The organism is Streptomyces bullii (genome assembly GCF_042657145.1).
In the GTDB taxonomy this organism is placed as follows: domain Bacteria; phylum Actinomycetota; class Actinomycetes; order Streptomycetales; family Streptomycetaceae; genus Streptomyces; species Streptomyces bullii.
This window is the reverse complement of the sequence record NZ_JBHSNY010000013.1, coordinates 163756-186774: the sequence shown is the minus strand read 5'-3', so window position 1 is coordinate 186774 and position 23019 is coordinate 163756. Positions and strand designations below refer to the sequence as shown.

Below are 23019 nucleotides of genomic sequence, written 5' to 3'. Positions count from 1 at the left end.
GTGTCGTCAGCCCTTCATACCGGAAGTCGCCATGCCTTCCACCAGTCTCTTCTGGAAGACGAGGAAGCAGATGAGCGTGGGCAGGAGGGCGAGTGTCGACATGGCGAACATCGCGCCGTAGGACGAACCGCTGGTCTGGTCCAGGAACAGGGTCAGGCCGAGGGGGACGGTGAACTTGTCGTTCTGCTGGAGGTAGACGAGCTGGTGGAGGAAGTCGTCGTACGTCCAGATGAAGGTGAAGATCGTGGTGGTGATCAGGGCCGGCCGCATCAGCGGCAGGATGATCCGCCAGTAGATCTTCCAGGGGTTGGCGCCGTCCACCATGGCCGCCTGGTCCAGCTCGCGCGGGATGGACCGGATGAACTGGACCATCAGGAAGATGAAGAAGGCGTCCACCGCGAGGAACTTGGGCACGATCAGCGGCAGGAACGTGTTGATCCAGGTCAGGTTGTAGAAGATCGTGTACTGCGGGATCAGGACGGCCTGGGTCGGCAGCATCAGCGTGCCGAGCATCAGGCCGAACCAGATCTTCTTGCCGCGGAACTCGAAGCGCGCGAAGGCGTACGCGGCCAGCGAGCAGGAGATCACGTTTCCGATCACCGCGCCGATCGTGACGATCAGCGAGTTGGTGATGTAGAGGGAGAAGGAGTTGCCGGAGCCGCTCCAGCCCTCGGAGTAGTTCGCCGGGTTCAGCTTGTCGGGGATGAGCCCGGGGTGGGTGAAGATCTCGGTGTCGGGCTTGAGGGAGCTGCTGAGCATCCACAGCAGCGGGTAGAGCATGACGAGGGCCACGCCGATGAGCAGCGTGTGGATGAAGATGCGGCGGGTGCCGGTGGCCGAGCGGATCTTCTGAAGCGGCGACGCGTTCAGGGCGGACATGGTGTGAAGGACTCCTCGCTCAGTCGTCGTAGTGGACTGTGACGACGTCAGTCGTCGTAATGCACCCAGTAGCGGCTGGCGATGAAGTTGACCGCCGTGAAGAGGGCGATCACCAGGAAGAGCACCCAGGCCAGCGCCGAGGCATACCCCATCTGCAGGTCGGCGAAGCCCTTCTTGTACAGGTAGAGGGAGTACAGCATGGTCGAGTTGAGCGGTCCGCCGGTGCCGTTGCTGATGACGAACGCGGGCGTGAACGTCTTGAACGCGTCGATGATCTGCAGGACCACGTTGAAGAAGACGATCGGGGTGAGCAGCGGCAGGGTGATCCTGAAGAAGCGGGTGACCGGGCTCGCGCCGTCGATCGCCGCCGCCTCGTACACGTCCTTCGGCAGCTGCTTCAGGCCGGCCAGGAAGATGACCATCGGGGTGCCGAACTGCCAGACGGCCAGCAGCACGATGGTGTAGAGAGCGCTGTCGGGGCTGGACACCCAGTCCTGGTTCGTGGTGATGCCGAACCAGCCGAGGAAGTCGTTGAACAGGCCGTCGCCGCCGAAGACCTGCCGCCACACGATGGCGATGGCCACCGCGCCGCCGAGCAGCGAGGGCAGGTAGAAGGCGGCCCGGTACAGGCCGATGCCCTTCAGGTTGCGGTTGAGCAGCATCGCCACGCCGAGCGCGAGCGCCAGCTTCAGGGGGACGGAGACGACGACGTACACGAGCGTGGCGTGCACCGAGTCCCAGAAGATCGGGTCGTCGGTGAACATCTTCTTGTAGTTCTCGGTGCCGATCCACTCCGGTGGCGTCAGCAGGTCGAACTTGGTGAAGGACAGGTACAGCGAGTCGAGCATCGGGTAGATCGTCAGCCCGAACAGCCCGGCGAACCAGGGGGCCAGGAAGAGGTACGGCCACCACCCGCCGCCCCGCCGTCTGGCGAGGCGGCGGCGCATGCGGTCGCGTTCCCGCTCGTCGGACGGGGTCGCGGGTGCCAATGGCCCCTTCACGACCGCGTCGCTCTTCGCGGTGGTCATACTCATCTCCCTGGCCTTCTCCCGGTGTTCGTCGTGCGGCGCCGGTCAGGCGCTGAGGATCTGCTCCGCCTGGTCGAAGAACTTGCCGAGCTGCGCCTTGATCGTCGCCTTGCCGAAGGCGATCGCGAGGTTCGACTGGAACAGCAGGTCCCAGATCTGGGTGGCGGCCGCGGGCGGGGGCGGCGGGGCGGGCAGCGCGTTGGTGGCCTTGGCGACCCGCTTGGAGATGTAGTCGGCGTTCGCCATGTTGCGCTTGTCCGTGTCGGACAGGCCCTCGGCGATGAGGCTGCGCGCCTTCTCCGTCGGCGGGATGCCACGCAGCAGCTGCATGTCCTTGATCGCCGTCGGGTCCTGGGCGAAGAAGGACATGATCTTCACGGAGTCGGCGACCCGCTTGCTGGACTTGGTGGCGCTCAGCAGCACACCGCCGTTGAGGAAGTTGCCCTCGCGGGCGCCGGACCAGTCGCCCTGCGGGGTGGGCAGGAAGTCCAGGGTGGCGTCGGTGATCGAGCCGCCCGCACCGTAGACACCGATGTCGAAGGTGAACAGGGCCTTGCCGATGACCACGGCGTTCTTGGTGAGGTCGTTGTGCGCGGCGGAGGTGACGGCGGCCGCCGGGCAGGCGTTGGTCTTGCGCATCTCGGCCCAGTACTCCCACCAGGCCTGGAGCGTCTCGGGGGTGAAGCCGAGCTTCTTGCCGTCGTCCGTGAACAGGTTCTGGCCGTGCTCGCGGGCGAAGATCTCGAAGGCGTTGAGGGTGCCGCCGCCACCGTCGTCGACGCCGAAGATCTTGCCGCCGCTCTTCTTGTGGACCTGCTGGGAGATCGACTTCAGGTCGGCCCAGGTCCACTCGGCGTCCGGGAACTTCAGGCCCAGCTTCTCCAGACCGCTGCGGTTGATGGTGAGCTGGTTGGTGCCGATGCCGGACGGAACGCCGTAGAGCTTGCCGTCGACGGTGCCGGCGGCGAGCAGGGTCTTGGAGAAACCGGTGAGGTCGAGGCTCTTGCCGACGTACTCGTCGAGCGGGGCGAGGACGCCCTTGCGCGCGTACTGGGCGACCAGGGCGGTGTCCATCTGCAGCAGGTCGGGGGTGCTGCCACCGGCGATCTGCGTGTTGAACTTGTTGAAGTACCCGTCGTACCCGGAGTAGGTCTCCTGGATCTTGATCTTCGGATTCTTCTCCTGGAAGTACGTCAGCGCCTTCTTGTAGCCCGCGTGACGCTCGTCGCTGCCCCACCAGGTCATGGTCAGCTCGTCGGTCTTGGTGCCGGCGCCGGTGCCTCCGCCGCAGGCGCTGAGCGTGCCGCCGAGTGCTCCGGCGGCCGCCAGGCCGCTCGCGGTGCGGAAAAGGGTCCTGCGCGAGATGTGGTGACCCACGGGGTCCTCCCTGGATGTGCGTGTCGGCTCCCCGGCCGTTTCGAGCAGCGCGGGTCACGTCCCTGGGGTGCGCCGTCGGGCGCGAGCTGGTACACGCTTCCCGGGGCGCGGCCTCGCCCGGCCGCGTCGCCTCGGGGGTGGGTGGTCCCCGGCCGTCACTCCGGCCGTCACCGTACGAGCACGCCCTCGTGCGGTCGCCGTGCGCGTCGGCACGGCGGGACGCTCACCCGAGCCGGGTCCCGCCGGCTCAGAAAGCGCTTGTCCGGACATTGGCAGACCGACCGGGAAGCCGTCAATGCTTCATCCCCGTCGCTCCGGTCACGGTTTGGATTCCGTGCGCGACCGCCAGCCGGCTGGCGCCCGCGACCGTGCCGGTGTCGCCGACCGTGCTGCTGACCACCTCGGTGGGCCAGCTCAGCCTGGCCAGCTCGGCCCGTACCCCCGGCAGGAGCTGCGGATCGGACCCGGTGGCCCCGCCCAGCACGATGAGGCCGGGGTCCAGCACGGCGGTGACGGCGGCGGCGAGGCGGCCCACGTCGGCGGCATGACCGGCGACCACGGCTCGGGCCGCGGCATGGCCCTGCTGGGCGAGGGCGAAGAGCCGTTCGGCGGTGCGGGGGCACGGCCCGTCGCCGTCCTGCCAGACCCGGGAGGCCCGGCGCAGCAGGGAACGCGCGCCCATGTGCCGCTCCAGGCCCTCGTGGCGCGGGTCGCGGCCCTCGTCCCAGGGGTAGGGCAGCCGGGCCACCTCGCCGGCGGCGCCGTTGGCGCCGCGCAGCACCCGGCCGCCGATGACGACGGCGAGGCCGATGCCCACGCCGATCCGCAGGTAGCCGAAGGTGTCGCGGCCCCGGGCGGCGCCCTCGTGCAGTTCGGCGAGCGCGGCGCAGTTGACGTTGTTCTCCAGGTGGACGGGGACGCCCTCGGGCAGCGCGACGGCCATCGCGTCGAAGACGGGCCCGGCCTTGGCGGTCGCCGGACGCTCCCCGGCGCCCTCCCGGTCCCGGACGGTGACGTCGCCGACGGCGACGACGACGGCCCGCAGCGGAGCTTTGCCGGGCAGCGCCTTGAGGACGGCGCGGACGGTGTCGGCGGCGTCCGGCCGGGAGCCGGTGCCCTCGGCGAGCAGGGTGCCGTCGAGCGCGCAGCCGCGCACCCGGGTCTGGCTGGGGCCCAGGTCGACGGCGAGCACGGCCCCGGCGGCCGGGCCGAGCCGGTAGACCGCGGCGGACCGGCCGGTGGCGCCGGAGGCGGTGCCGGAGTGGGCGGCGAGCCCGGCGGCCTCCAGCTCGGCCACGGCGGAGGAGACGGTCGGCTTGGACAGACCGGCGCCGGTGGCCAGTTGGGGGCGGGTGGCGGTACCCGCCGCGGCCAGGACGGCGAACACCACTCGGGCACTCTCACTCAGGTGCATGCTCTCCCCAGGTCGTGCTGCGGCGGCGGTGGCCGCAAGGGTGGCGCGGCATCGGGAATTCCGTGCCTCTTGACGCACCCTACTTCGTTAGTTAACTTCCTAACGAACTTCACGGTACTCGCCTGCCGTGGCCGCACGAAGCCCGTCCCGGGGCTTCCCGACCTCTTCAACCGCCGTTCTCCGTCGTACGGTTCGCCCGCCGTCCGCACGGGGACAGCGCACCGACGAAAGAGGATCCGTGCAGGACTCCACGCCTTACGTGGTCGGTATCGACGTGGGCGGCACGAAGACGCGACTGCGTGCCCTCGCGGGCGGCGAGCGCGTCGCCGACCACGTCCGCGCCAGCGGCGGCTGGCGGCCGCACGACCCCGCGGCCGCCGCCGACTGGCTGGCCGCGCTCGTCGACGACACACGGCCGGCGGGCGCCCGCCCGTCGGCCGTCGCGGTGGGCGGGCACGCCTGTGAGACACCCCGCCAGTGCGCCGCGATCCGGGCCGCGCTCCAACGGCGTCTCGGCGCACCCGCGCTGGTCGTGGGCGACGCCGAACTCCTCGTCCCCGCCGCGGGGTTGGACAAGGGCGTCGGCCTGGTCGCCGGAACAGGCTCGGTCGCGGTGGGCAGACTGCCCGACGGTACGCCGGTTCAGGTGGGCGGCTGGGGGGCGGTGCTCGGGGACGAGGGCGGCGCAGCGGGACTCGTCCGCGAAGCCGCGCGGGCCGTGTGGGCCGCGCACGACCGCGGCGAGGAGCCCGACGCGCTGGCGGCCGGGCTCCTCGCCGCGTTCGGCGTGCCCGAGGTGCCCGCTCTCGGCGCGGCGCTGGAGACCGCGAGGGACGTCTCCGCCGAGTGGGGCCGGCACGCGCCGCTGGTCTTCGCGGCGGCCGGGGCGGGCTCGCCGCTCGCCCGGGCCGTGATCACCGAGGGCGGCCGGGCGCTCGCCGCGCTCGTCGTACGGCTCGCCCGGCGCGGGGTCGTGGTGGACGACGTGGTGGTGGCGGGCAGTACGGTCCTTGCCCAGCCCGCGCTGTACGAGGCGTTCGCTTCCTCGCTCGCCACCGACCTGCCCGGGGCCCGGCCGCGGCCGCTGCGGGTGCCGCCGGTCGAGGGCGCGGTGGCGCTGGCCCGTTCGTTGCTGTGAGCCGGCGGACCCGCGTTCACCCGCGGGACGGACTCGGGTCACCGGGGCCTCGCCGACGGGACACGACCCGGTCGTAGATCTTCACTCGTACGCACCACGTGGCTCGCAGGCCGCCACGCGCGCAGTCACGCCAGTTCGCACGACCCCCGGCCACACGGCCGCAACCCAGCAGAGCTCAAGAGAGGCAGACGCATGCCGTCAACCGCCGGGCACCACTCCCCCACGCGCCCCGCCGTGAACAGAAGGCGTTTCCTGAAGGCCTCGTTCGGCGGCTCCGCCGCGCTGGTGACCGCCCCGACCTTCGCCTCCTGGCTGGCCGCGGCGGACGCCAAGGCCGCCACCGCCCCGGCCGCGTTCGTCGACGACTACCGGACCAACGTCCTGGCGAACCAGACGCCCGAGACCAACGCGGTCGTCCGCATCCTCGGCGGCTTCGCCGAGGTGTGGAAGACCGGCGACGCCTGGAACACCGGCACGGTGCTGCGTCCGGACGTGCTGCGCGCCAACATGCGCTACTGCGCGCGGATCACGGCCACGCGCACCGAGGCGCAGGCGAAGGAAGCCTTCGTCGTCGACCGCCAGCACCAGAGTTACGCGATGATCGGCGGTCTCGGTCCGCTCGCCGACCTGTACAGGTCGGGCGCGAAGGCGGTCACCTCCATCACCGCCGCCCCGGACGGCACCCCGCCCGGCAAGATCAACGACGCGGTGCCCGCCGACGCCCCGCCCGGTTCGGCGCTCGGCGCGGGCTCCTACGACTCGCAGCTCGGGAAGGTGGCGAAGCTGGTCGACACCGTGCGCGGCGGTTTCGCCTCCAGCAACCCGGCCAAGTTCGCCTACCAGTACCCGCGTCCGTGGCGGATGAACGAGGACAGCGAGGTCGTCGACACCGGCGCGACGGACGAGTTCGGCTACCCGGTGTACGACTCGCAGGTCGTGGTCGCCCCGCAGCTGCTGCGCCAGCGCGCCGAGAAGCCCTCCGAGGACGGCGGTTTCCCGAGCGGCCACAGCAACGCCCTGAACCTGGCGTCGCTGGCCTACGCGTACGCGGTCCCCGAGCGGTTCCAGGAGCTCGTGACCCGTGCCCTCGACCTCAGCCACACCCGGATCGTGGCCGGCATGCACTCCCCCGTCGACGTCATCGGCGGCCGGATCATGGCCACCGCCCTGGCCGCCGCCACCCTGGCGGACCCGGCCAACGCCGAACTGAAGGCCGCCGCCCGCGCCCAGGCCCTCGCCTACTTCCTGGAAGAGACCGGCGCGACCGCCGACACGCTGTACGCCTACGCCCACGCGGCGGACACCGCCACCGACCCCTACGCGGACCGGGACGCCAACGCCCGTGCGGTCCGGCCCCGGTTGACGTACGTGCTGCCCCGGCAGGGCCGCGACGAGCCGTTGACCGTGCCGAAGGGCGCGGAGGTGCTGCTGGAGACCCGGCAGCCCTACCTCACCGCGGCCCAGCGGCGCGAGGTGCTGCGCACGACCGCGCTGCCCGGTGGGTACGTCCTGCTCGACGGCTTCGAGCAGTGGGGCCGCCTCAACCTGTTCGCGGCGGCGGACGGCTACGGCGCCTTCGACTCCGACGTCACCGTCACGCTCGACGCGCGGGCGGGCGGCTTCGGCGCGGCCGACAGCTGGCGCAACGACATCAGGGGCGACGGCGGGCTCGCCAAGCGGGGCACCGGCACCCTCACCCTGAGCGGCCACAACCGGTACAAGGGCGCAACCGTGGTCGAGGACGGCGCGCTGGTCGCCGGATCGCCCGACGCCCTGGGCCAGGGCGACGTCCGCGTGGTCGGCGGCACGCTCCGCGTGGCCGAGGTCCTGCGGCTGCGCGGCACGTACCTCCAGGACGGCGACACCACCCTGGAGCTGCCGCTGCGCGAGAACCACGGCCCGGCGCTGTCGGTGGCGCGACGGGCCGTGCTGGGCCGGGGCAGCGTGCTGGCGCTGCGACTGGACGCCGACCGCCCGCCCGTCGCCGGGGACGTCGTGCCCGTCCTGCGCGCACCGCGGCTGCGCGGCCGGTTCGACCGGATTGAGGTGAACTCGGACGTGCTGCGGGCCGTACCCGTGTATACGGCGGAAGGTCTGTCGGTGCGACTCGTGAAGCGGTGACGCCCTCCGGGCGGGCACGGATGCGAGAGTAGGCCCGTGCGGCGACTCTCGCTCCCTCCCGCCGCCGCCCGGCCGCTGTCACCGCGGGGCGGATGATGACACGCGCACAGCACTCGGTCCTGGACCCGGCCTCGCTCCCTGGCGGGAGCGAGGCGCGGTCGCCCGGCAGACGGTGGCCAGTGCCGCTCCTGGTCGCCGTGCTGCTCGCCCTGATGGCCTTCGCGATGGTCAGCACCGCCGTCCGGCAGACGCCGACCATCGACGAACCCGTGTACGTCGGCACGGCCGCCGAGTACCTGCGCGAGCACCGCCTGCGCCACAACCCCGAGCACCCGCCGCTGGGCAAACTGGTGATCGGCGCCGGGGTGGCGGTCGCCGACCCGCACGTCGATCCCTCCTTCACCGGCGACCAGGGCGTGATGGGCCGGCGTCTGCTGTACGAGTCCGGCAACGACCCGTGGCGGCTGATGCTGTGGGCCCGTCTGCCGGTGATCGCGCTGACGCTGCTGTTCGGCCTGGTGGTGTTCGCCTTCGCCCGTGAACTGGCCGGATCAATGGGCGCGTTGGCCGCGCTCGCCCTGTACTGCTTCTCCCCCGACCTCGTCGCCCACGGTTCCCTGGCCACACTCGACGTGCCCGCCGCCGGGTTCGTCCTCACCTCGGCGTGGCTGGTGTGGCGGGCGCGCCGCCGGCCGCGGCGGTACGTACCGCTCGCCGGCGCGGCGCTCGGGGCGGCCCTGGCCACGAAGATGAGCACGCTGCCCGTGGTGCCGGTGCTGCTGCTCCTGACCGCCGTGTCGGTGGGCTGCTCCTGCCGCGGCGGCCGGCGCGCGGGACTGCTGCGGGCGGTGGCGGGCGCGGGCTGCGCGGCGCTGGTCGCGGTGGCCGTCGTCTGGGCGGCGTACCTGGTGGTCGATCCGCGGCTGCGCTGGTCGCCGCAGCAGCATGTGCCCACCGTGCACGGGCTGCGCGGGCTGCTCGTGGAGCTGCTGCCGTTCCCGGAGGCGTACCGGGACGGGATGCGCGTCCAGTTCGGCCTGGAGGACAGGCCGTGGCAGGGCTTCCTCTTCGGCCGGGTGTACACCGGCTCTCTGTGGTACTACCTGCCGGCCGCGCTGCTGGTGAAGACACCGCTCGGCATGCTCGCCCTGTGGGCCGCCGGCGCCGTCGCGGTGGTCTCCGTACGGCGGCTGCGGCCCGCGGCACCGTACCTGCTCACGGCCCCCGCCGTGCTGCTGGCGGCGGCCATGCACGCCTCACGGGACTTCGGGACGCGGTACGCGCTGTTCCTGCCGATGTTCCTGGCGGTGGCGGCGGGCTGTGTGCCGGCGGTGCGGTGGCGGTGGGCGCCGACGGTGCGGTGGCGGTGGGCGCCGCTGGTGACGGGGGCGCTCGTGGCGTTCGTCGCGGTCAGTTCGCTGCGGACGTACCCCTTCTATCTGCCCTACTCCAACGAGGCGTTCGGCGGGCCGGCCAGGACCCATCTGCGGCTGCACGACTCCAACGTCGACTGGGGCCAGGACCTGGGTCGGCTCGCCGACCGGCTGCGCGAGCGGTACCGGGGTGAGCGGATCTGGCTCGTGTACAAGGGCAGCGGGGTGCCGGCCTTCTACGGCATCGACGCCCGCGATCCGCGCCACGTGCCCGCCCGCGAGGTGCGCGGGCTGCTGGTCGTGTCGGACTCCGCGGCCGCCAAGGCGACGGGGCGGCTGGCCCAACTGCTCGACAGCAGCCGTCCGGTCGACTCGGTCGGTCACTCGATCACGATCCGCCGCCGGTGACGGCACCCCGCACACCCCGCGTGCCGCTAAGGGGCCTCGTCCTGGAAGCCCTCCGCGCTCACATGGGGCATCACCCGGCTCGCGACGCGGTAGCGGCCGTTGGGCACGTCGGCGGACCTGGTCACATGCACGGCGAGCGGGCCGGCCCACTCGTAGCCGTGGCGTTCACCGTGCCGGGCGAGCCGGTCGGTGAGCTCCTGGCCCACCCGGCTGCCGCGGCGCGTCAGCTCCTCGTACACCGAGTCGGCGAGCTCCACGTCATAGGCATTGGGGACCAGGACCCGGCCCTCGGCGCACACCACGGCGTTGTCGTCGCACGCACGGCGCAGGGCGTCGAGGAGTTCGACGGGTTCCTTGTCGAAGACCCGCGCCCACAGGGCCTCCCATCGGTTCTCCAGGGTCTCTTCCAGCGCACTGAGTGCGCTCATACGGCTCTCACCTGCCGGAAAGGTCGTGGGTGGGATGCGGTGGCGGCGTGGGCCTACCGCTCGTCGTAGTCGTCGGGCCGGACCTCGGCCTCCTCAAGCGCCTCGCGCAGGGTGCGGCCGGTGGCGCCCGGTGTCCGGGACTCGTTCTGCTGCTGGTCCTCGACGGTGTTCTCCAGGACGTCGTCGGTGGTTCCGGTCTTGGGCCGGTTCTCCTCGGGGACGGTCATGACGGGATTCCTCCTCCGTCTCCGTACGGTCGTCGCGGCCTGCGCCGCATTCGGTCGGGATCTTCTGCGGCGGCGGGTTCCCGCCCGCCGCGCGGCTATCCCTGCACCGGGCACCGGATGTGCTCCGCGCTCAAGCCCCTGGTCACCACGGTGGGTGGGCTATGTTGAACCTTCGTGGGAGACGAAGGAGGCGCACCGGTGCCATCGCCGCAGCAGGCACGCGCACAGGCATCCGCGATCACCTCGGGGAAGGCGGCCCCGGACACCGAGGCTTCCCCGACGTCGCAGCTCAGGACGCTGTTCGACGGGCCCCGGCTCTCCCCGGGCCAGCGCCGCATCGCGCAGTACCTCATCGAGCACATCACCGAGGCGGCGTTCCTGTCGATCACGGATCTCGCGGACCGGGTCGGCGTGAGCCAGCCGTCGGTGACGCGGTTCGCCTCGGCGGTCGGCTTCAGCGGCTACCCCGCGCTGCGGGAGAAGCTCCAGTCGATCGCGCTCGGGACCCTCGCCGGCGGCGCGGCCGAGGAGATCCGGGGCAACGAGCTGCAGGCGGCGGTGGACGCCGAGATCGAGAACCTGGAGAACCTGCGGCGGGACTTCGCCGACCCCAACCTGGTGATCGACATCGGCCGCCGGCTGTCGGCGTCGGCCCCGCTGACGGTGCTGGGGCTGCGCATCTCGGTCTCGCTCGCCGAGTACTTCGCCTACGCCGCCCGCCGTATCCACCCGGACGTGCGGCTGGTGACGCGGGGCGGCAGCGTCGCCTACGACGCGCTGCTGCAGTCCCGGGAGGCCGGCGGCACCTGGGTGCTGGCGTTCTCGATGCCGCGGCACGCGCAGGAGACGCTGACCGCCGTACGCGTCGCGCGGGGAGCCGGGCTCAAGGTCGCGCTGGTCACCGACCTGGCGCTCGGACCGCTCGCCGACGAGGCCGACGTCGTCTTCGCCACGGGCACCGGTTCACGCCTGGTCTTCGACTCCTACGCCGCGCCGGGCGTGATGTGCGCGGCCCTCCTGCAGGCCATGACCGACGCGGACCCCGAGCGCACGCAGGCCCGTCTGGAGGAGTACGAGCAGGTCGCCGACCAGCTCCAGTTCTTCCTCCGGGACTGACCCGGCAGGAGGCACCGGCCGACGGGGACGGACACCGGCACGGACCGACCCGTACCGACCCGCACCCACCCGTACCCCCATGTATAAGGGGCGCACGGGCGTCATGCGATCAAAGCACGCATGAATGTTTTCATACGGCTTGCAAACCAGATGGCATATATAAATACTGCTCACGCACCACCCGCTTCGCCCGGAAAGCCGACGGTCCGCCATGCGCACCCTGCACCACCCGCCGCACGGTCGACGCCTGTCGCCACCGGGCTCCTGCACGGACACCCGACGCCGCCGGCTCCTACCCGCTCCGGCGTCCCGGGGGTTCGATCGGGCATCGCCTGCGCGACCGCCCGTGGCGGCCCCGGTCATCCCCTAGGCCGGGGCCGCCCCACCCTCGTCGTCCACCCCTGCGACGCCGTACACCCGGAAGCGATCACCATGCCCCTGACGTCCACGCGCATCAGCCCGGACTGGCCCTGCCAGGTCAAGACCCCCGGCAGCTACGACTGGGAGCGCTCGGCGGCCAAGTGGCTGCGCGAGCTGGTGCCGGCCCGCTACGCCGGCTACCCCGCGTTCCTGCGCCACCCCGTGCTGCTCGCCCGGCACGCGCAGATCCAGGTCCAGCAGGAGATCAGGGTGGCCCGGACCGCCCTGCAGACCGCGCGGGCCGACCTGCCCCGGCTGGGTCTGCCCGAGTCGGTCATCGAGCACACGATCAAGCTGTACGCGGCGGAGCTGCTGCAGCTGCAGCACATCGCGCGCAGCGTGCGGGCCGTCACGGAGGCCCTGGTCGACCGCAACGCGGGACGCTGACCCCGTACCTCAGGGGCATGACCCGCGCCTCGCGTGGCACACAGGGGTGGATGAGCACCACACCAGTCCGGCGGGGCGAGCCGGTGACCACGGTCCTCACCTGGCAGGTGCGCCCCGGCCACGAAGAGCAGTTCGAGGAGTGGACGCGCGGGATCACCCAGTGCGCCCGGCAGTTCCCGGGCAACGAGGGGGTTTCCTGGCTGCATCCCGAGGACGGCCACCGCTACCACGCGGTGCTGCGCTGGTCCGATCCGCGCCGGCTGACCGCCTGGCTGGACTCCCCGGAGCGCGCTCACTGGCACCGGCGTATCCGGGACATCGCCACGGAGGTCAGCAGCGAGCGCCAGTCGACGACCGGCATGGAGACCTGGTTCAGCCTGCCGGGCACCACCGTGCAGTCCCCGCCCCGGTGGAAGATGGTGCTCACCACCTTCCTCGGCGCCTATCCCTTCACCTTTCTCGTCCAGTGGCTGATCACACCCCGCACCACCGACTGGCCCCTGTCCCTGCGCGCCGCGGTGTTCCCCCTGATCCTGCTGCCCGTGCTGACCTACCTGGTCATGCCCCGCCTGAGCCGACTGCTGCGGCAGTGGCTGTACCGGCCCGTCGACCACTGAGCGCCGCCCGGACCGGCTCGACGACCACTCGGTGGGGCTCGTGGGATGTGCCGCGCGCGGGAGCGAGCGCCGTGCGCGCCCCGGTCCGATCATCCGCATCCAGTCGGCCGGTCGGAGGCCGGGTGACCGGCACGACCCCACCAGCACGCGCGCCGCACGGGGCTCGCGGGACGCGTGTGACGCGGGCACCGGCCCAGTTCATGGGCACAAGCGGGTCATCGAACCCGGTTTCGTGTGCGATGCTCAACGCGTGACGAGGGAGCCCGCCACCCCTGCGGAGACCGGGGCCGCGCCTGACCTGGCCGAACTGGCCAAGGTCGTCGCCCGGCAACGCGCCGAGATGGACCGGCTGCGCGACCACGCCGCGACGTCGGCGGTCGTGGAGCGGGCCAAGGGCGCGGTCATGGCGCTGTCGGGGTGTTCCGCGGACGCGGCGGGCGAGCATCTGCTCCAGCGGGCCAAAGCGGCTCGCCGCACGCTGCTGGAGGAGTGCTGGATCACCCTCGGCAGCCTGACGACCCCACTCTCCCGGGTAGCCGCCCAGCAGCCCACCGCAGGGGCGTGCACCGGCACCGGGTCCGCCGTGCCCGGCGCCGACGTGCTGCCCGACGCGACCGCGCCCGACGACGTCTCCGCCGCTCTCGGCCGTTTCGGTCAGGTCCTCGTCCGGGTCCGCACGCCTCAGGACCTGGCCCGGTGCCTGCTGGAGCACCTCGCGCAGGACATGGGTGCGGACGCGGTCATGATCTACACCCGCAGGCCCTCCGGAGGACTCGAACTGGCCGGGCACGCCGGCGTCGAGGACGCCCTGGCCACCGAGTGGCGCCAGGTGCCGCCGCTGAGCGGGGTCGCGGCGCTGGACGCCCTGCGCGCCGGTGAGCCGCGCTGGCTGGAGGACTTCGCCGAGGACCGCAAGCGGTACCTGCTGATCGGGGATCCGCCGGAGCGCTGGCGGTCCCGGGCCTGGCTGCCGGTGCGCCCCGACGGCTCCGCTGAGGTGTGCATCGGCGTGCTGCGCGGCCGAGCCGGGGCGTTCACCCCGCGTGACCGTTCCCATCTGCGGGGCATCACACGACTGTGCGCCGGCTGGCTGCGCGCCTTCCACGCCCGGCCCGCGGACTCCGCCGACAGCCCGGCGGACGCCGTCCAGACGGTGTTCGAGGTGCTGCCGGTCGCGGCGATGCTGCTCGCCCCGCTGCGCGGCCGGTCCGGCGAGGTCGAGGACTTCCGCATCGACGCGGCGACCGCTCAGGCGGCCGGCCTGCTGGGCCGTGGCGACGCCGACCTGGCCGGGCGGCGGCTGCTGGAGTTCGGCCCCTTGGCGGACGAGCCGCTGTGGCAGGGCTGTCTTCGGGTGCTGGCCACGGGCGAGCCGTACGAGAGCGAGCCGTTCGCCCACCAGGAGGTCGTGGACGGCGTGACGGAGCTGTCCACCTACGCGGTGCGGGTGGCGCGGCTGGGCGGGGAACTGGTCGTCACCTGGGTGCGGCACGGCTCCTCCGACCGGCAGGAGCAGCGGCTGGCGGACCTGCAGCGGCTGGGCAGCCTCGGCTGGGCGAACTGGCACCTGGCCACGGGGGAGGCGTCCTGGTCCACCCAGGTCTTCACTCTCTTCGACCGGGACCCCGCGCGCGGCCCGGTCCGTCTCACCGACCTGCCGGCCCTCGCGCTGCCCGACGACGTGCCGGCCCTGTCCGGCGCGATCGAGGACCTGGTGGATGACGGACGGCCGTTCGACGTGCCGTTCCGCATCCGGACCGCGCGCGGTGTCCGGCATCTGCGGCTGGTGGCCGAGGCCGTGGCGGACAGCCGCGGCACGCCCGTCGAGGTGCACGGCTTCGTGCAGGACCTGACCGCGCGGCGGCGGGCGGAACTGGCCCTCGTCGAGAGCGAGCGGGAGATCCTCACCCAGCACGACGTGCTCCAGGCCGAGCGCGCCTTGGCGGCCCGGCTGCAGCACGCGCTGCTGCCCCTGCCCAAGCGGGTGGTGAACCTGGCCGAACTGCGCGTCGAGGTCGCCTACCTGCCCGCGCAGTCCGGGGTGCACGTCGGCGGCGACTGGTTCAGCGCGATCGAACTGCCTGACGGGGACGCCCTGTTCGTGGTCGGGGACGTCGCCGGACACGGCGTCGACGCCGTCGCCACGATGGCGCAGCTCCGCTTCACCGCCAAGGGCATGGTCATCACCGGCTCGTCGCTGACCGGCGCGCTCGCCCGCCTGAACACACTGCTGCTGCACTCCCGTGACTCCCACGGCACCGCCACCATGGTGCTCGCCCGCTACAACCCCGGTGCGCGGCGCCTGGTCTGGGCACAGGCGGGGCATCCGCCGCCACTGCTGCTGCGCGACGGCGAGGTGCGCTACCTGACCCGCCCGTACGGCCTGCTGCTCGGCGCCAGCGCCACGCCCTCCTTCGAGGAGGCCGAGTGCCACCTCGAACCGGGCGACCGGCTCCTCCTGTACACGGACGGCCTGGTCGAGCGGCCCCCGGAGAGCATCGACCGGGGACTGGAGCGTCTCGCCGCGGCCGTGGCCGCCCACCACACGGACGGGTCCGGCTCCCTCGATCCGCTGCTGGAGGCGATGCTGGAGGAGGAGCGGCGGGACGACGTGTGCGTCCTGGACATCCGGGTTCCGCAGGACCCGGAGCGCTAGGCCTCCGGAGCGCCAGGCCCGTTCGACCCGTCCCGTCGTCCGCCCGAAGGGCGGGCTCCGCGGCGTCGGGTGCGTGCGGTCGCAAGGGCGCAGGTGCGCCCTCGTGGCGGAGCCCACGTGGAGGGTTCGGCGACGGTTCGGCACCACGCGGCATGGGGAGTCCCCCGCGCGAGCGAAGCCGGGCGTGGGCGGTGCCTGCCAGGCGTCGCCGGGCAGGCGGGAACGGCCGGACGGGCCCTGGGCCGCTTCCTCACTCGTCGTCGCGGTGGCGCCAGTACCAGACAAGCCCCACGACCAGGGCGAACAGGAAGAGGACGGGCAGCACCAGGCCCGGAACGCGGGAGCCGTTCATCGGCGTGGCCTTCGGTTCGCGGCGGACGGGGCGCCTCGTGCGCGGCCCCGCTCCAGGGTGCCGCCCCGCGGCCACCGCCGCGCCGCACCTTTTCCCAGCCGTTGCCCGGCGTTCGACTGGGCGCCCGCGGATCAGTCCACCGGGTGACCGGGGGCGATACTCCGCGCGTCGTGCAGGCGCAGCAGGGGACCCTCGTACGCCCTCCCCCGGCCCCAGTCGACCGGGTCGAGGACGAAGCCGACGTGGTCGCCGCCGCCGGCGCGCGTGACGATCCGGCCGACGAACCAGGCCGCCGCGTCCTCCAGCACCACGGCCCCGCCGTGTCCCTCCCGCCAGCGGGCGTGCCGGAACTTGTCCTCCCGGTCCCCGGTCCGCCCGCCGAACAGCTCGGCGAGCCCGTACTGTTGCCGCGTCAGCAGGTGCACGGCGAGGAACTCGGCGGAGCGCGCCACGCGGAAGGTGTGGTTGAGCTCGGACAGCCACACCACGAACCGCACGGGCCGGATGGAGCACTGCGAGGCGAACCCCACCAGGCAGCCGGCCCGTTCGCCGCCCGCGGCGGCCGTGACCACGCACATGTCCGGGTCGAGCCGTCCCATGAACGCGTCGATGTCCGCCATGCTCGCGCCGCTCCCGTCCCCACGGTCCCGTCGTCCCGTGCCCGGTTCGTGGTGTCTCTTGTCCCTTGTCTCCGTCCCTGTGTCACCTCACCACGTCGGGGCCTCCTCATGCGTCCGGCGCGCGACGTCACGCGCCCGGTGGGGTGCGGGACTCCAGCGCGAGGCGGGTGTCGTCGCCGTACACGCCCGTCTCGTCGCCCCTGACGCCGTACCAGAGCTGGAAGCGGGCCACCGCGGCGGTCAGGGTGGCGTCGTAGCGGCCGCTGGTGGAGCCGTCCCGGTAGACGTCCGGGACGCGCAGGAGGCGTTCCTGGAGTTCGGTCACCTCCGGGCCGCTGTCTCCCTCACGGAGGATGCCCGGGCCGGCGGGACCGGCCGGGGGCGTGGGGGTCGGCGGCGGGACGGGTGGTGTGGCGGTGGGTTGCGGGGCGGGCGCCGCGCGGTCCTCGGTGTTCCGGCCGGACAGCAGGAGGGCGCCGCCGAAGCCGATGAGCGCGGCGGCGGTCACGGCGACCACGACGGCCGCCCGGCGCAGCGCCTTTCCCTCCGGCGGCCGGACGCGCCGCCCGACGGGCGGCAGTTCCCGCGTCTCGTCCTCGGCACCGGCCCGGCTCGGTGCCGGTGCCGCGACGGACTCGTAGCCGGCGGCGTCCTGCGTCAGCTCCCTGAACAGTTCCGCCAGCGCGTCCGTGCGGCGCGGGCGCAGTACGCGGATGGGTTCGAGGGCCGGGCCGTCGTGCGGCTGCCCGGGCTCGGACGGTGTCGACACGCTGCTCTCCTTCCGTGCCGTGCGGCGGGGCTGACCCGCTTTCCGAGGAGAGATACGGGGCCGGTGGAGCGGGGGTTCAGCGGCGCCCGGCGGCACGGCCGTGGGACGGACAGCACCGAGTGCACCTCTCAGGGGGTACTGAGTGCCATTCGCGCCGGTCGGGTGCTACGTTCCCGTCCATGAGCTCCAGCAGTGCGGCGCCCGGCCGCGGCGACAAGGCGGAAGCGGGAACGGCCAGGCCGCCGATGCGGGAGGCGCTCGTCGCGGCGGCCTTCCAGCTGTTCCTGGAGCGGGGCTACGAGCAGACCACCGTCGACGACATCGTGGCGCTCGCCGGGGTCGGACGGCGGTCGTTCTTCCGCTACTTCCCCTCCAAGGAGGACGTGGTCTTCCCCGACCACGAGCGGTGCCTGGCCGACATGACGGCCTTCCTGGCCGCGAGCCCCGAGGACGCCGAACCGGTGCGCCGGGTCTGCGACGCGGCCCGGCTGGTACTGCGGATGTACGCCGAGAACCCGACCTTCTCCGTGCAGCGCTACCGGCTCACCAAGCAGGTGCCGGGACTGCGCGCGTACGAACTGTCGGTGGTCTGGCGCTACGAGCGCGCCCTGGCCGAGTACCTGCGCGGGCGTTTCGCCGGCCGCCGCGACGGCACGCTGCGGGCCGATGTGATCGCGGCCTCCGTGGTCGCGGCGCACAACAACGCGCTGCGTTCCTGGCTGCGGTCGGACGGACAGGGCGACGCGAGCGCGGCCGTGGACCACGCGCTGGGCTGTGTCCAGGCCGCGTTCGGGGACGGGCCCGCGCCGCCCGCCGACGAGCGGCCCGAGGACGTGGTGGTGGTCGTCTCCCGGCGCGGCGCGCCGCTGTGGCGTGTGGTGCAGGAGATCGAGTCCACGCTCGGACGCGGCTACTGATCGCGGGAGCCCACGACGGAGCCTGTCCGGATCTCAGGGAACGCAGTGCCTTTACGAGTGGCACTCAGTGCCATACTCTGTCGGCGTGCACGGTGGCACGGCGAACCGCGCACGCGCGTGCACGGGTGACCGCGCACGCGGATTCCGGCCGAGTGCAGGGAGTTGACCAGCGTGTACCACCACTCAGGAAGCGTCGCTCAGCAGACAGCCGGCTCCGCGACGGGCGTGCTCGATCCCCACGGACCGGCCACGGAGGCCATCCTCTTCCAGCGCTGCACCTGGTGCGGCACGGCCATGTACCACCGGGTGCTGTGTCCGGTCTGCCGGGGCAGCGACCTGCGGACCGAGCGCAGCGAGGGCGTGGGGACCGTGCGCCACTCCACGGTGGTGCACCGCAACACGCCCGCGGCGCGCAACGTGTCGCTGGTCGAGATGGCCGAGGGTTTCGTCGTACGCGGCCGGGTCATGGGCCCGCCCATCGGCATCCACAGCGGGGACCGGGTGCGACTGTCCACCGCCAAGGACCCGGTCCGGGGCGAGCCGGTCTTCCAGCTCGTCGACGAGCCGTACCGGGCCTGGAGCTGACGGGCAGTCACCCCATGCCCGGCAGCACTTCCCCGGTCCACACCGGACGGCCCGTCTCGAAGCTGCGGTTGGCGGCGAGACCGACGGCAAGGGCGAGCGCTCCGTCGCGTTCGGTGGCCGTGGGGTGGGTCGCCGCGCCGGTGTCCGCAGGGCAAGCGGGACCGGCGGGGCCGAAGAGCGCGTCGAGCATGCGCGGGTCGCCGCCGCCGTGCGCCTCGTGCGCGACCGTGAGCGGGATGTCCCTCGGGGCCTCCCACAGCGGACGCAGGGTCAGACGGGCGCCGCCCGCGCGTTCCGCCGCCGCGTCCCCGTGCGGCGCACCGGCCGACGAGGCGACCCGGGTCAGGGGCCGCTGCCAGCGGCTCTCCTCGACGTCCAGCTCCAGCCGCCCGGCGCTGCCGTTGAACATGATCCGGTAGCCCTCCCACGGGGCGTACGCGGTCAGGTGGTACGTCATCGTCGCACCGCGCGCGTACCTCACCAGGACCGCCATGTCGTCCTCGATGGTGATCGGGCCGTCGAAGACGTTGCGGTCGCGCAGGTAGCCGTCGTCCCGCTCGGCGTCCAGGTAGAGGGCGCGCAGGGTGTCGTGGGCCTCGAGGTGGAGGGCGAAGGGGTCGTCGGCGGCCTCCTCGGCACGGTGGGCGCGGGCGTAGTCCCGCCGCAGCCCGTGGCGTTCGCCCGCCTCCCGGCCGTAGAAGCCGAGCCGTCCGTGGCCGAAGACCTGCTCGGGTACGTCGGCGAGCCACCAGTTGACCAGGTCGAAGTGGTGGGAGGCCTTGTGCACCATCAGGCCGCCGCTGCACTGCTTCTCGCGGTGCCAGCGGCGGAAGTAGTCGGCGCCGTGCCGTACGTCGAGCAGCCACTCGAAGTGGACCGACAGCACCTCGCCGATCGCGCCGTCGGCGAGCAGCGCGCGGACCTTCTCGTGCACCGGGTTGAAGCGGTAGTTGAAGGCGACGGTCAGGGAGTTGCCGGTCTCACGGACCGCGTGGAGGATGCGGGCGCAGCGTTCGGCGTCCACGGTCATCGGCTTCTCGGTGACCACCCGGCAGCCCGCCTCGAGGGCCGGGACGATGGAGCGGTCGTGCTCCGCGTCGACGGTGGTGACGACGACCTCGTCGATGTCCTCCTCGGCGAGCATGTCGGTGAAGCGGTCGGGCTCCCACCGGGAGGCGGCCGGCGCGCCGGCCTCGGCCAGCAGCCGGTTGTGGAAGGCCATCCTGGTCGGGCTCGGGTCGCACAGCGCGGCGACGAGGTGTCCGGGGCGGGCGGCGAGGGCCCGGGTGAACATCTGGGCGCGGTGGCCGGTGCCGACGATCGCGGCCCGCAGGCGGGGGATTCGGCTCATGGGGGTGGCCTTTCCCGTCGACGCGCCGTCCACTCCCGTGTCCGGTAACCGCTTTCCAGGCTTCAGGGCGTGAGGGTGACGCGAATCCCGACGGTGCCGTGGGTGCCCCGGCGCAGCCGGCTGCCCAGGAGGCTGAGCCGGCCGACCACGCCGTACTTGCGGGCGATCAGCCGGCGGTAGCGGGCGGTGGTGGCCGCGTCGCAGATCTCCGCGGTGCCCGGCAGCTGCTCGCCGGTCGGGTTGCCGCGCAGGTCGCAGGGGCCGACCAGGACGTCGGCGCGGCCCCGGATCCGCTTCACCTTCCAGGAGTCGCCGGCGGTCCACACCCCGAGGCCGTCCCCGTCGCGCACCACCCACACCGGGGTGGCGACCGGCGTACCGTTCCCGCGGTAGGTGGTCAGCAGCAGGTACTTGCCCGCGCCGAGCCGGTCGAGCGGCGTGTCGTTCATGGCGGGCAGTCTAGGTCAGTGCCGGCGCGGCCCGGCCCCGGGTGCGTCCGCGTTCAGTCCTCCTCCAGGGCCGCCGCCATCCGGCGCACCCCTTCCCTGATCAGCTCGGGCGAGGTCGCCAGGTTGAGGCGTGCGTGCCCGGCCCCGCCCGTGCCGAAGGGGATCCCGGAGGTGAGGGCCACCCGGCCCCGGTGCAGGAAGGTCTCGGCCGGGTCGTCGCCGAGGCCGAGCGCGCGGCAGTCGAGCCAGGCGAGGTACGTGGCCTCGCCCGGGCGGTGGCGGACCGCGGGCAGTTGCTCGGCCAGCAGGCCGGTGAGCAGGCGCCGGTTCTCGTCGAGGCCGGTGAGCAGGGCGTCCAGCCAGGCGGTGCCGTCGAGCAGGGCGGCGGTGTGGGCGATGACGCCGATGTGGCTCGGGCCGTGCCCGACCTCTTCGGGCAGCCGTCCGAAGTCGGCGGCGGCACCGGGTCCGGCGAGGGCGAGCGCGGCCTTGAGCCCGGCCAGGTTCCACGCCTTGGAGGCCGACATCAGCGACAGGCCGCATTCCGCGCCCGGCACGCTCAGGTAGGGCACGAACTCCGCCCCGCCGAGGACGAGCGGCGCGTGGATCTCGTCGGCGACGACCCGCACGCCGTACCGCTCGGCCAGGGCGGCGACGGCGGACAGCTCCTCGGCGGTGTGCACCGTGCCGGTCGGGTTGTGCGGGCTGCACAGCAGGTACGCAGCCCGCCGGCCGCCGCCGGCGACCCGCTGGAAGGTCTCCTCCAGGACGCCGAGGTCGATGCGCCCGTCCGCGCCGAGCGGGGCCTCCACCACCTGCCGGTCCAGGTGCGCCACGAACCGGTAGAAGGGCGGGTACACCGGCGGGTTCACCACGACCGGGTCACCGTGCCCGGTGACCAGCTTGAGCATCTCGACGACGCCCAGCATGACGTCGGGCACGACCGCGGTGCGCTCCACGGCGAGCCCGTCCCAGCCCCATCGCTTGGCGGCGAAGGCGGCCAGGGCCTCGGCGTAGGCGGTGCCCGCCGGGTAGCCGGTGTCGCCGCGCCGCAGCGCGTCGGTGACGGCCCGCACGACGGGTTCGGCGAGCGGCACGTCCATCTCGGCCACCCACAGCGGCAGAACGTCCTCGGGGTAGGTACGCCATTTCATGCTGGTACGGCGTTTCAGCTGGTCGAGGCTGAGGGCGAGCAGCGGGTTCGGTTCACCGGACGTCTCGTGCGGGATCCTGGTCATGGGCACACGATAGGGGGCCGTGGTGTGAGCGGAAACGACGAGAACGCGGCGCGGGGAGTGCCGGACGGGCCGTTCCTGGAGGTCGCCTGCGACGAGTCGGGGTCGGACGGCGAGAACCTCACCGGCGGGAACACCGACGTGTTCGCCCACGCGAGCGTGCGGCTGTCGGTGGCCGCCTCGGCCGCGTCCGTGCAGGAGATCCGGGACCGGATCCGCTCCCCGGCCGAGGAGTACAAGGCGAACCACCTGCTGCGGGAGAAGCACCGGGCGGTGCTGGAGTGGCTGCTCGCACCGGCCGGGCCGATCCACGGGCACGCCCGGGTGCACCTCGTCGAGAAGGCGTTCTTCGTGGTGGACCGGACCGTCGCCCTGCTGCTGGACGACGATCCGGCGGCGGCCGTCACGCTGTTCCGCGCGGGGCGGCGGACCTTCGGTGAGGAGGGGTGGCGTGACTTCCTCACCGCGGCCAACCAGCTGCTGCGGGTACGCAACGACGGGCGGCCGGACGTGCCCGTCGACCTGTTCTTCGCCACCGTCGACGCGCTGCGCCGCGCGCACCCCGGTGCGGCCGGTGCGGAGGTGCTGGACCGGCTCGCGGATCACCGGCCGCGCGCGGTCGCGTACCGGGCGCGGCTGCTGGACGGGCCGATCCTGGTTCCCGTCCTCAATCCGCTGCTGCCGTCGATCGTCCGGACGGCCGCACACTGGAGCGCCACGGGACGCCGTGTGCGTCTGGTGCACGACCGGCAGAACATGCTGACGCCGGAGCGCATCGCGTGGATCGAGGAGACGGCCCGGCGCGACGGCATCGGCCTCGGCGGGCTGCGGCTGGTGCACTCGCGGCTGGACCCGCGGGTGCAGCTCGCCGACTTCCTCGCCGGGATCGCCCGCAAGATCGCCTCCGACGAGCTGAACGGCCGTGGCGACCCGGCGCTCACCGCGCTGCTGCGGCCCTATGTGGACCCGGCGTCCGTGTGGGGTGACGCACGCAGTCGCTCCCTGCTCGCCGCTCCCCTGCCGGGCGCCGACCCGTCGGCGTGCGTGGCCGGTTGACGCCGGGGCCACCGGGCAGCGGATCACCCGCCAGGTGAACACCGGCACGTCCGGTCCCGTATGGAAGGACGGTGCTCAACTCAGGGAGGGCCCCGC

At 72.9% G+C, this 23019-nt stretch carries 21 protein-coding genes; 10 read left to right on the top strand and 11 right to left on the bottom strand.

The window, feature by feature from the left end:
• Positions 1 to 6 precede the first annotated feature (6 nt).
• From ACFPZJ_RS32985 to ACFPZJ_RS32970, 4 genes are all read right to left on the bottom strand, one after another.
• Positions 7 to 879 carry a carbohydrate ABC transporter permease gene (locus ACFPZJ_RS32985; RefSeq protein ID WP_381029400.1) on the bottom strand — a complete coding sequence of 291 codons (873 nt, stop codon included), beginning with the start codon at positions 877 to 879 and terminating at the stop codon, positions 7 to 9.
• Between the two features lie 47 nt (positions 880 to 926).
• Positions 927 to 1907: a carbohydrate ABC transporter permease gene (locus tag ACFPZJ_RS32980; RefSeq protein ID WP_381029397.1), complete on the bottom strand. Its 981-nt coding sequence runs from the start codon at positions 1905 to 1907 to the stop codon at positions 927 to 929.
• A gap of 45 nt (positions 1908 to 1952) precedes the next feature.
• Positions 1953 to 3284 carry an ABC transporter substrate-binding protein gene (locus ACFPZJ_RS32975; protein ID WP_381029395.1) on the bottom strand — a complete coding sequence of 444 codons (1332 nt, stop codon included), beginning with the start codon at positions 3282 to 3284 and terminating at the stop codon, positions 1953 to 1955.
• A gap of 292 nt (positions 3285 to 3576) precedes the next feature.
• The gene (locus ACFPZJ_RS32970; RefSeq protein ID WP_381029392.1) at positions 3577 to 4698 is read right to left on the bottom strand and encodes an ROK family protein; all 1122 of its coding nucleotides are present in this window, start codon (positions 4696 to 4698) and stop codon (positions 3577 to 3579) included.
• Positions 4699 to 4936: 238 nt separating this feature from the next.
• On the opposite strand from ACFPZJ_RS32970, the gene ACFPZJ_RS32965 reads away from it, so the two are divergent.
• From ACFPZJ_RS32965 to ACFPZJ_RS32955, 3 genes are all read left to right on the top strand, one after another.
• Positions 4937 to 5836 (top strand): N-acetylglucosamine kinase, encoded by a 900-nt coding sequence (locus ACFPZJ_RS32965; protein ID WP_381029389.1) that lies wholly within the window; start codon positions 4937 to 4939, stop codon positions 5834 to 5836.
• A gap of 192 nt (positions 5837 to 6028) precedes the next feature.
• The gene (locus ACFPZJ_RS32960; RefSeq protein ID WP_381029386.1) at positions 6029 to 7957 is read left to right on the top strand and encodes a phosphatase PAP2 family protein; all 1929 of its coding nucleotides are present in this window, start codon (positions 6029 to 6031) and stop codon (positions 7955 to 7957) included.
• Positions 7958 to 8049: 92 nt separating this feature from the next.
• Complete coding sequence (locus ACFPZJ_RS32955) at positions 8050 to 9738, top strand: phospholipid carrier-dependent glycosyltransferase (RefSeq protein WP_381029383.1); 1689 nt, start codon at positions 8050 to 8052, stop codon at positions 9736 to 9738.
• A gap of 26 nt (positions 9739 to 9764) precedes the next feature.
• Here the strand turns inward: ACFPZJ_RS32955 and ACFPZJ_RS32950 are convergent, their stop codons facing one another.
• Positions 9765 to 10166: a DUF3662 domain-containing protein gene (locus ACFPZJ_RS32950; RefSeq protein WP_381029381.1), complete on the bottom strand. Its 402-nt coding sequence runs from the start codon at positions 10164 to 10166 to the stop codon at positions 9765 to 9767.
• 53 nt (positions 10167 to 10219) lie between these two features.
• Complete coding sequence (locus tag ACFPZJ_RS32945; protein WP_381029380.1) at positions 10220 to 10393, bottom strand: hypothetical protein; 174 nt, start codon at positions 10391 to 10393, stop codon at positions 10220 to 10222.
• Between the two features lie 198 nt (positions 10394 to 10591).
• Here ACFPZJ_RS32945 and ACFPZJ_RS32940 point away from each other — a divergent pair, with 198 nt between their 5' ends.
• The 4 genes from ACFPZJ_RS32940 to ACFPZJ_RS32925 all read left to right on the top strand — a co-directional run bounded on the left by ACFPZJ_RS32940 (position 10592) and on the right by ACFPZJ_RS32925 (position 15589).
• Entirely contained in the window at positions 10592 to 11509 is a 918-nt protein-coding gene (locus ACFPZJ_RS32940; RefSeq protein WP_381029378.1) for a MurR/RpiR family transcriptional regulator, read from the top strand.
• 432 nt (positions 11510 to 11941) lie between these two features.
• Complete coding sequence (locus ACFPZJ_RS32935) at positions 11942 to 12316, top strand: hypothetical protein (RefSeq protein ID WP_381029376.1); 375 nt, start codon at positions 11942 to 11944, stop codon at positions 12314 to 12316.
• A 50-nt stretch (positions 12317 to 12366) separates the two neighbouring features.
• Positions 12367 to 12933 carry an antibiotic biosynthesis monooxygenase gene (locus tag ACFPZJ_RS32930; RefSeq protein WP_381029373.1) on the top strand — a complete coding sequence of 189 codons (567 nt, stop codon included), beginning with the start codon at positions 12367 to 12369 and terminating at the stop codon, positions 12931 to 12933.
• 250 nt (positions 12934 to 13183) lie between these two features.
• Entirely contained in the window at positions 13184 to 15589 is a 2406-nt protein-coding gene (locus ACFPZJ_RS32925) for a SpoIIE family protein phosphatase (RefSeq protein ID WP_381029371.1), read from the top strand.
• A gap of 483 nt (positions 15590 to 16072) precedes the next feature.
• Here ACFPZJ_RS32925 and ACFPZJ_RS32920 read toward each other — a convergent pair whose 3' ends face one another.
• Together ACFPZJ_RS32920 and ACFPZJ_RS32915 are read right to left on the bottom strand one after the other, a co-directional pair.
• The gene (locus tag ACFPZJ_RS32920) at positions 16073 to 16561 is read right to left on the bottom strand and encodes a flavin reductase family protein (protein ID WP_381029368.1); all 489 of its coding nucleotides are present in this window, start codon (positions 16559 to 16561) and stop codon (positions 16073 to 16075) included.
• Between the two features lie 127 nt (positions 16562 to 16688).
• The gene (locus ACFPZJ_RS32915) at positions 16689 to 17330 is read right to left on the bottom strand and encodes a peptidoglycan-binding protein (RefSeq protein WP_381029365.1); all 642 of its coding nucleotides are present in this window, start codon (positions 17328 to 17330) and stop codon (positions 16689 to 16691) included.
• A 179-nt stretch (positions 17331 to 17509) separates the two neighbouring features.
• On the opposite strand from ACFPZJ_RS32915, the gene ACFPZJ_RS32910 reads away from it, so the two are divergent.
• Both ACFPZJ_RS32910 and ACFPZJ_RS32905 read left to right on the top strand, forming a co-directional pair.
• Positions 17510 to 18247, top strand: coding sequence for a TetR family transcriptional regulator (locus ACFPZJ_RS32910; RefSeq protein WP_381029363.1), 738 nt, complete (start codon positions 17510 to 17512; stop codon positions 18245 to 18247).
• 171 nt (positions 18248 to 18418) lie between these two features.
• Positions 18419 to 18832 (top strand): Zn-ribbon domain-containing OB-fold protein, encoded by a 414-nt coding sequence (locus ACFPZJ_RS32905; protein WP_381029360.1) that lies wholly within the window; start codon positions 18419 to 18421, stop codon positions 18830 to 18832.
• Between the two features lie 7 nt (positions 18833 to 18839).
• Here the strand turns inward: ACFPZJ_RS32905 and ACFPZJ_RS32900 are convergent, their stop codons facing one another.
• The 3 genes from ACFPZJ_RS32900 to ACFPZJ_RS32890 all read right to left on the bottom strand — a co-directional run bounded on the left by ACFPZJ_RS32900 (position 18840) and on the right by ACFPZJ_RS32890 (position 21870).
• The gene (locus ACFPZJ_RS32900) at positions 18840 to 20183 is read right to left on the bottom strand and encodes a Gfo/Idh/MocA family protein (protein ID WP_381029358.1); all 1344 of its coding nucleotides are present in this window, start codon (positions 20181 to 20183) and stop codon (positions 18840 to 18842) included.
• A 62-nt stretch (positions 20184 to 20245) separates the two neighbouring features.
• On the bottom strand, positions 20246 to 20632 hold the full coding sequence (locus ACFPZJ_RS32895) for a PPOX class F420-dependent oxidoreductase (RefSeq protein WP_381029356.1): 387 nt from the start codon (positions 20630 to 20632) through the stop codon (positions 20246 to 20248).
• Between the two features lie 53 nt (positions 20633 to 20685).
• Positions 20686 to 21870 (bottom strand): MalY/PatB family protein, encoded by a 1185-nt coding sequence (locus ACFPZJ_RS32890; protein ID WP_381029353.1) that lies wholly within the window; start codon positions 21868 to 21870, stop codon positions 20686 to 20688.
• Positions 21871 to 21894: 24 nt separating this feature from the next.
• Between ACFPZJ_RS32890 and ACFPZJ_RS32885 the strand changes: the two genes are divergently transcribed.
• A complete protein-coding gene (locus ACFPZJ_RS32885; RefSeq protein ID WP_381029350.1) occupies positions 21895 to 22923 on the top strand; it encodes a hypothetical protein in 1029 nt (342 codons plus the stop codon).
• Positions 22924 to 23019 lie beyond the last annotated feature (96 nt).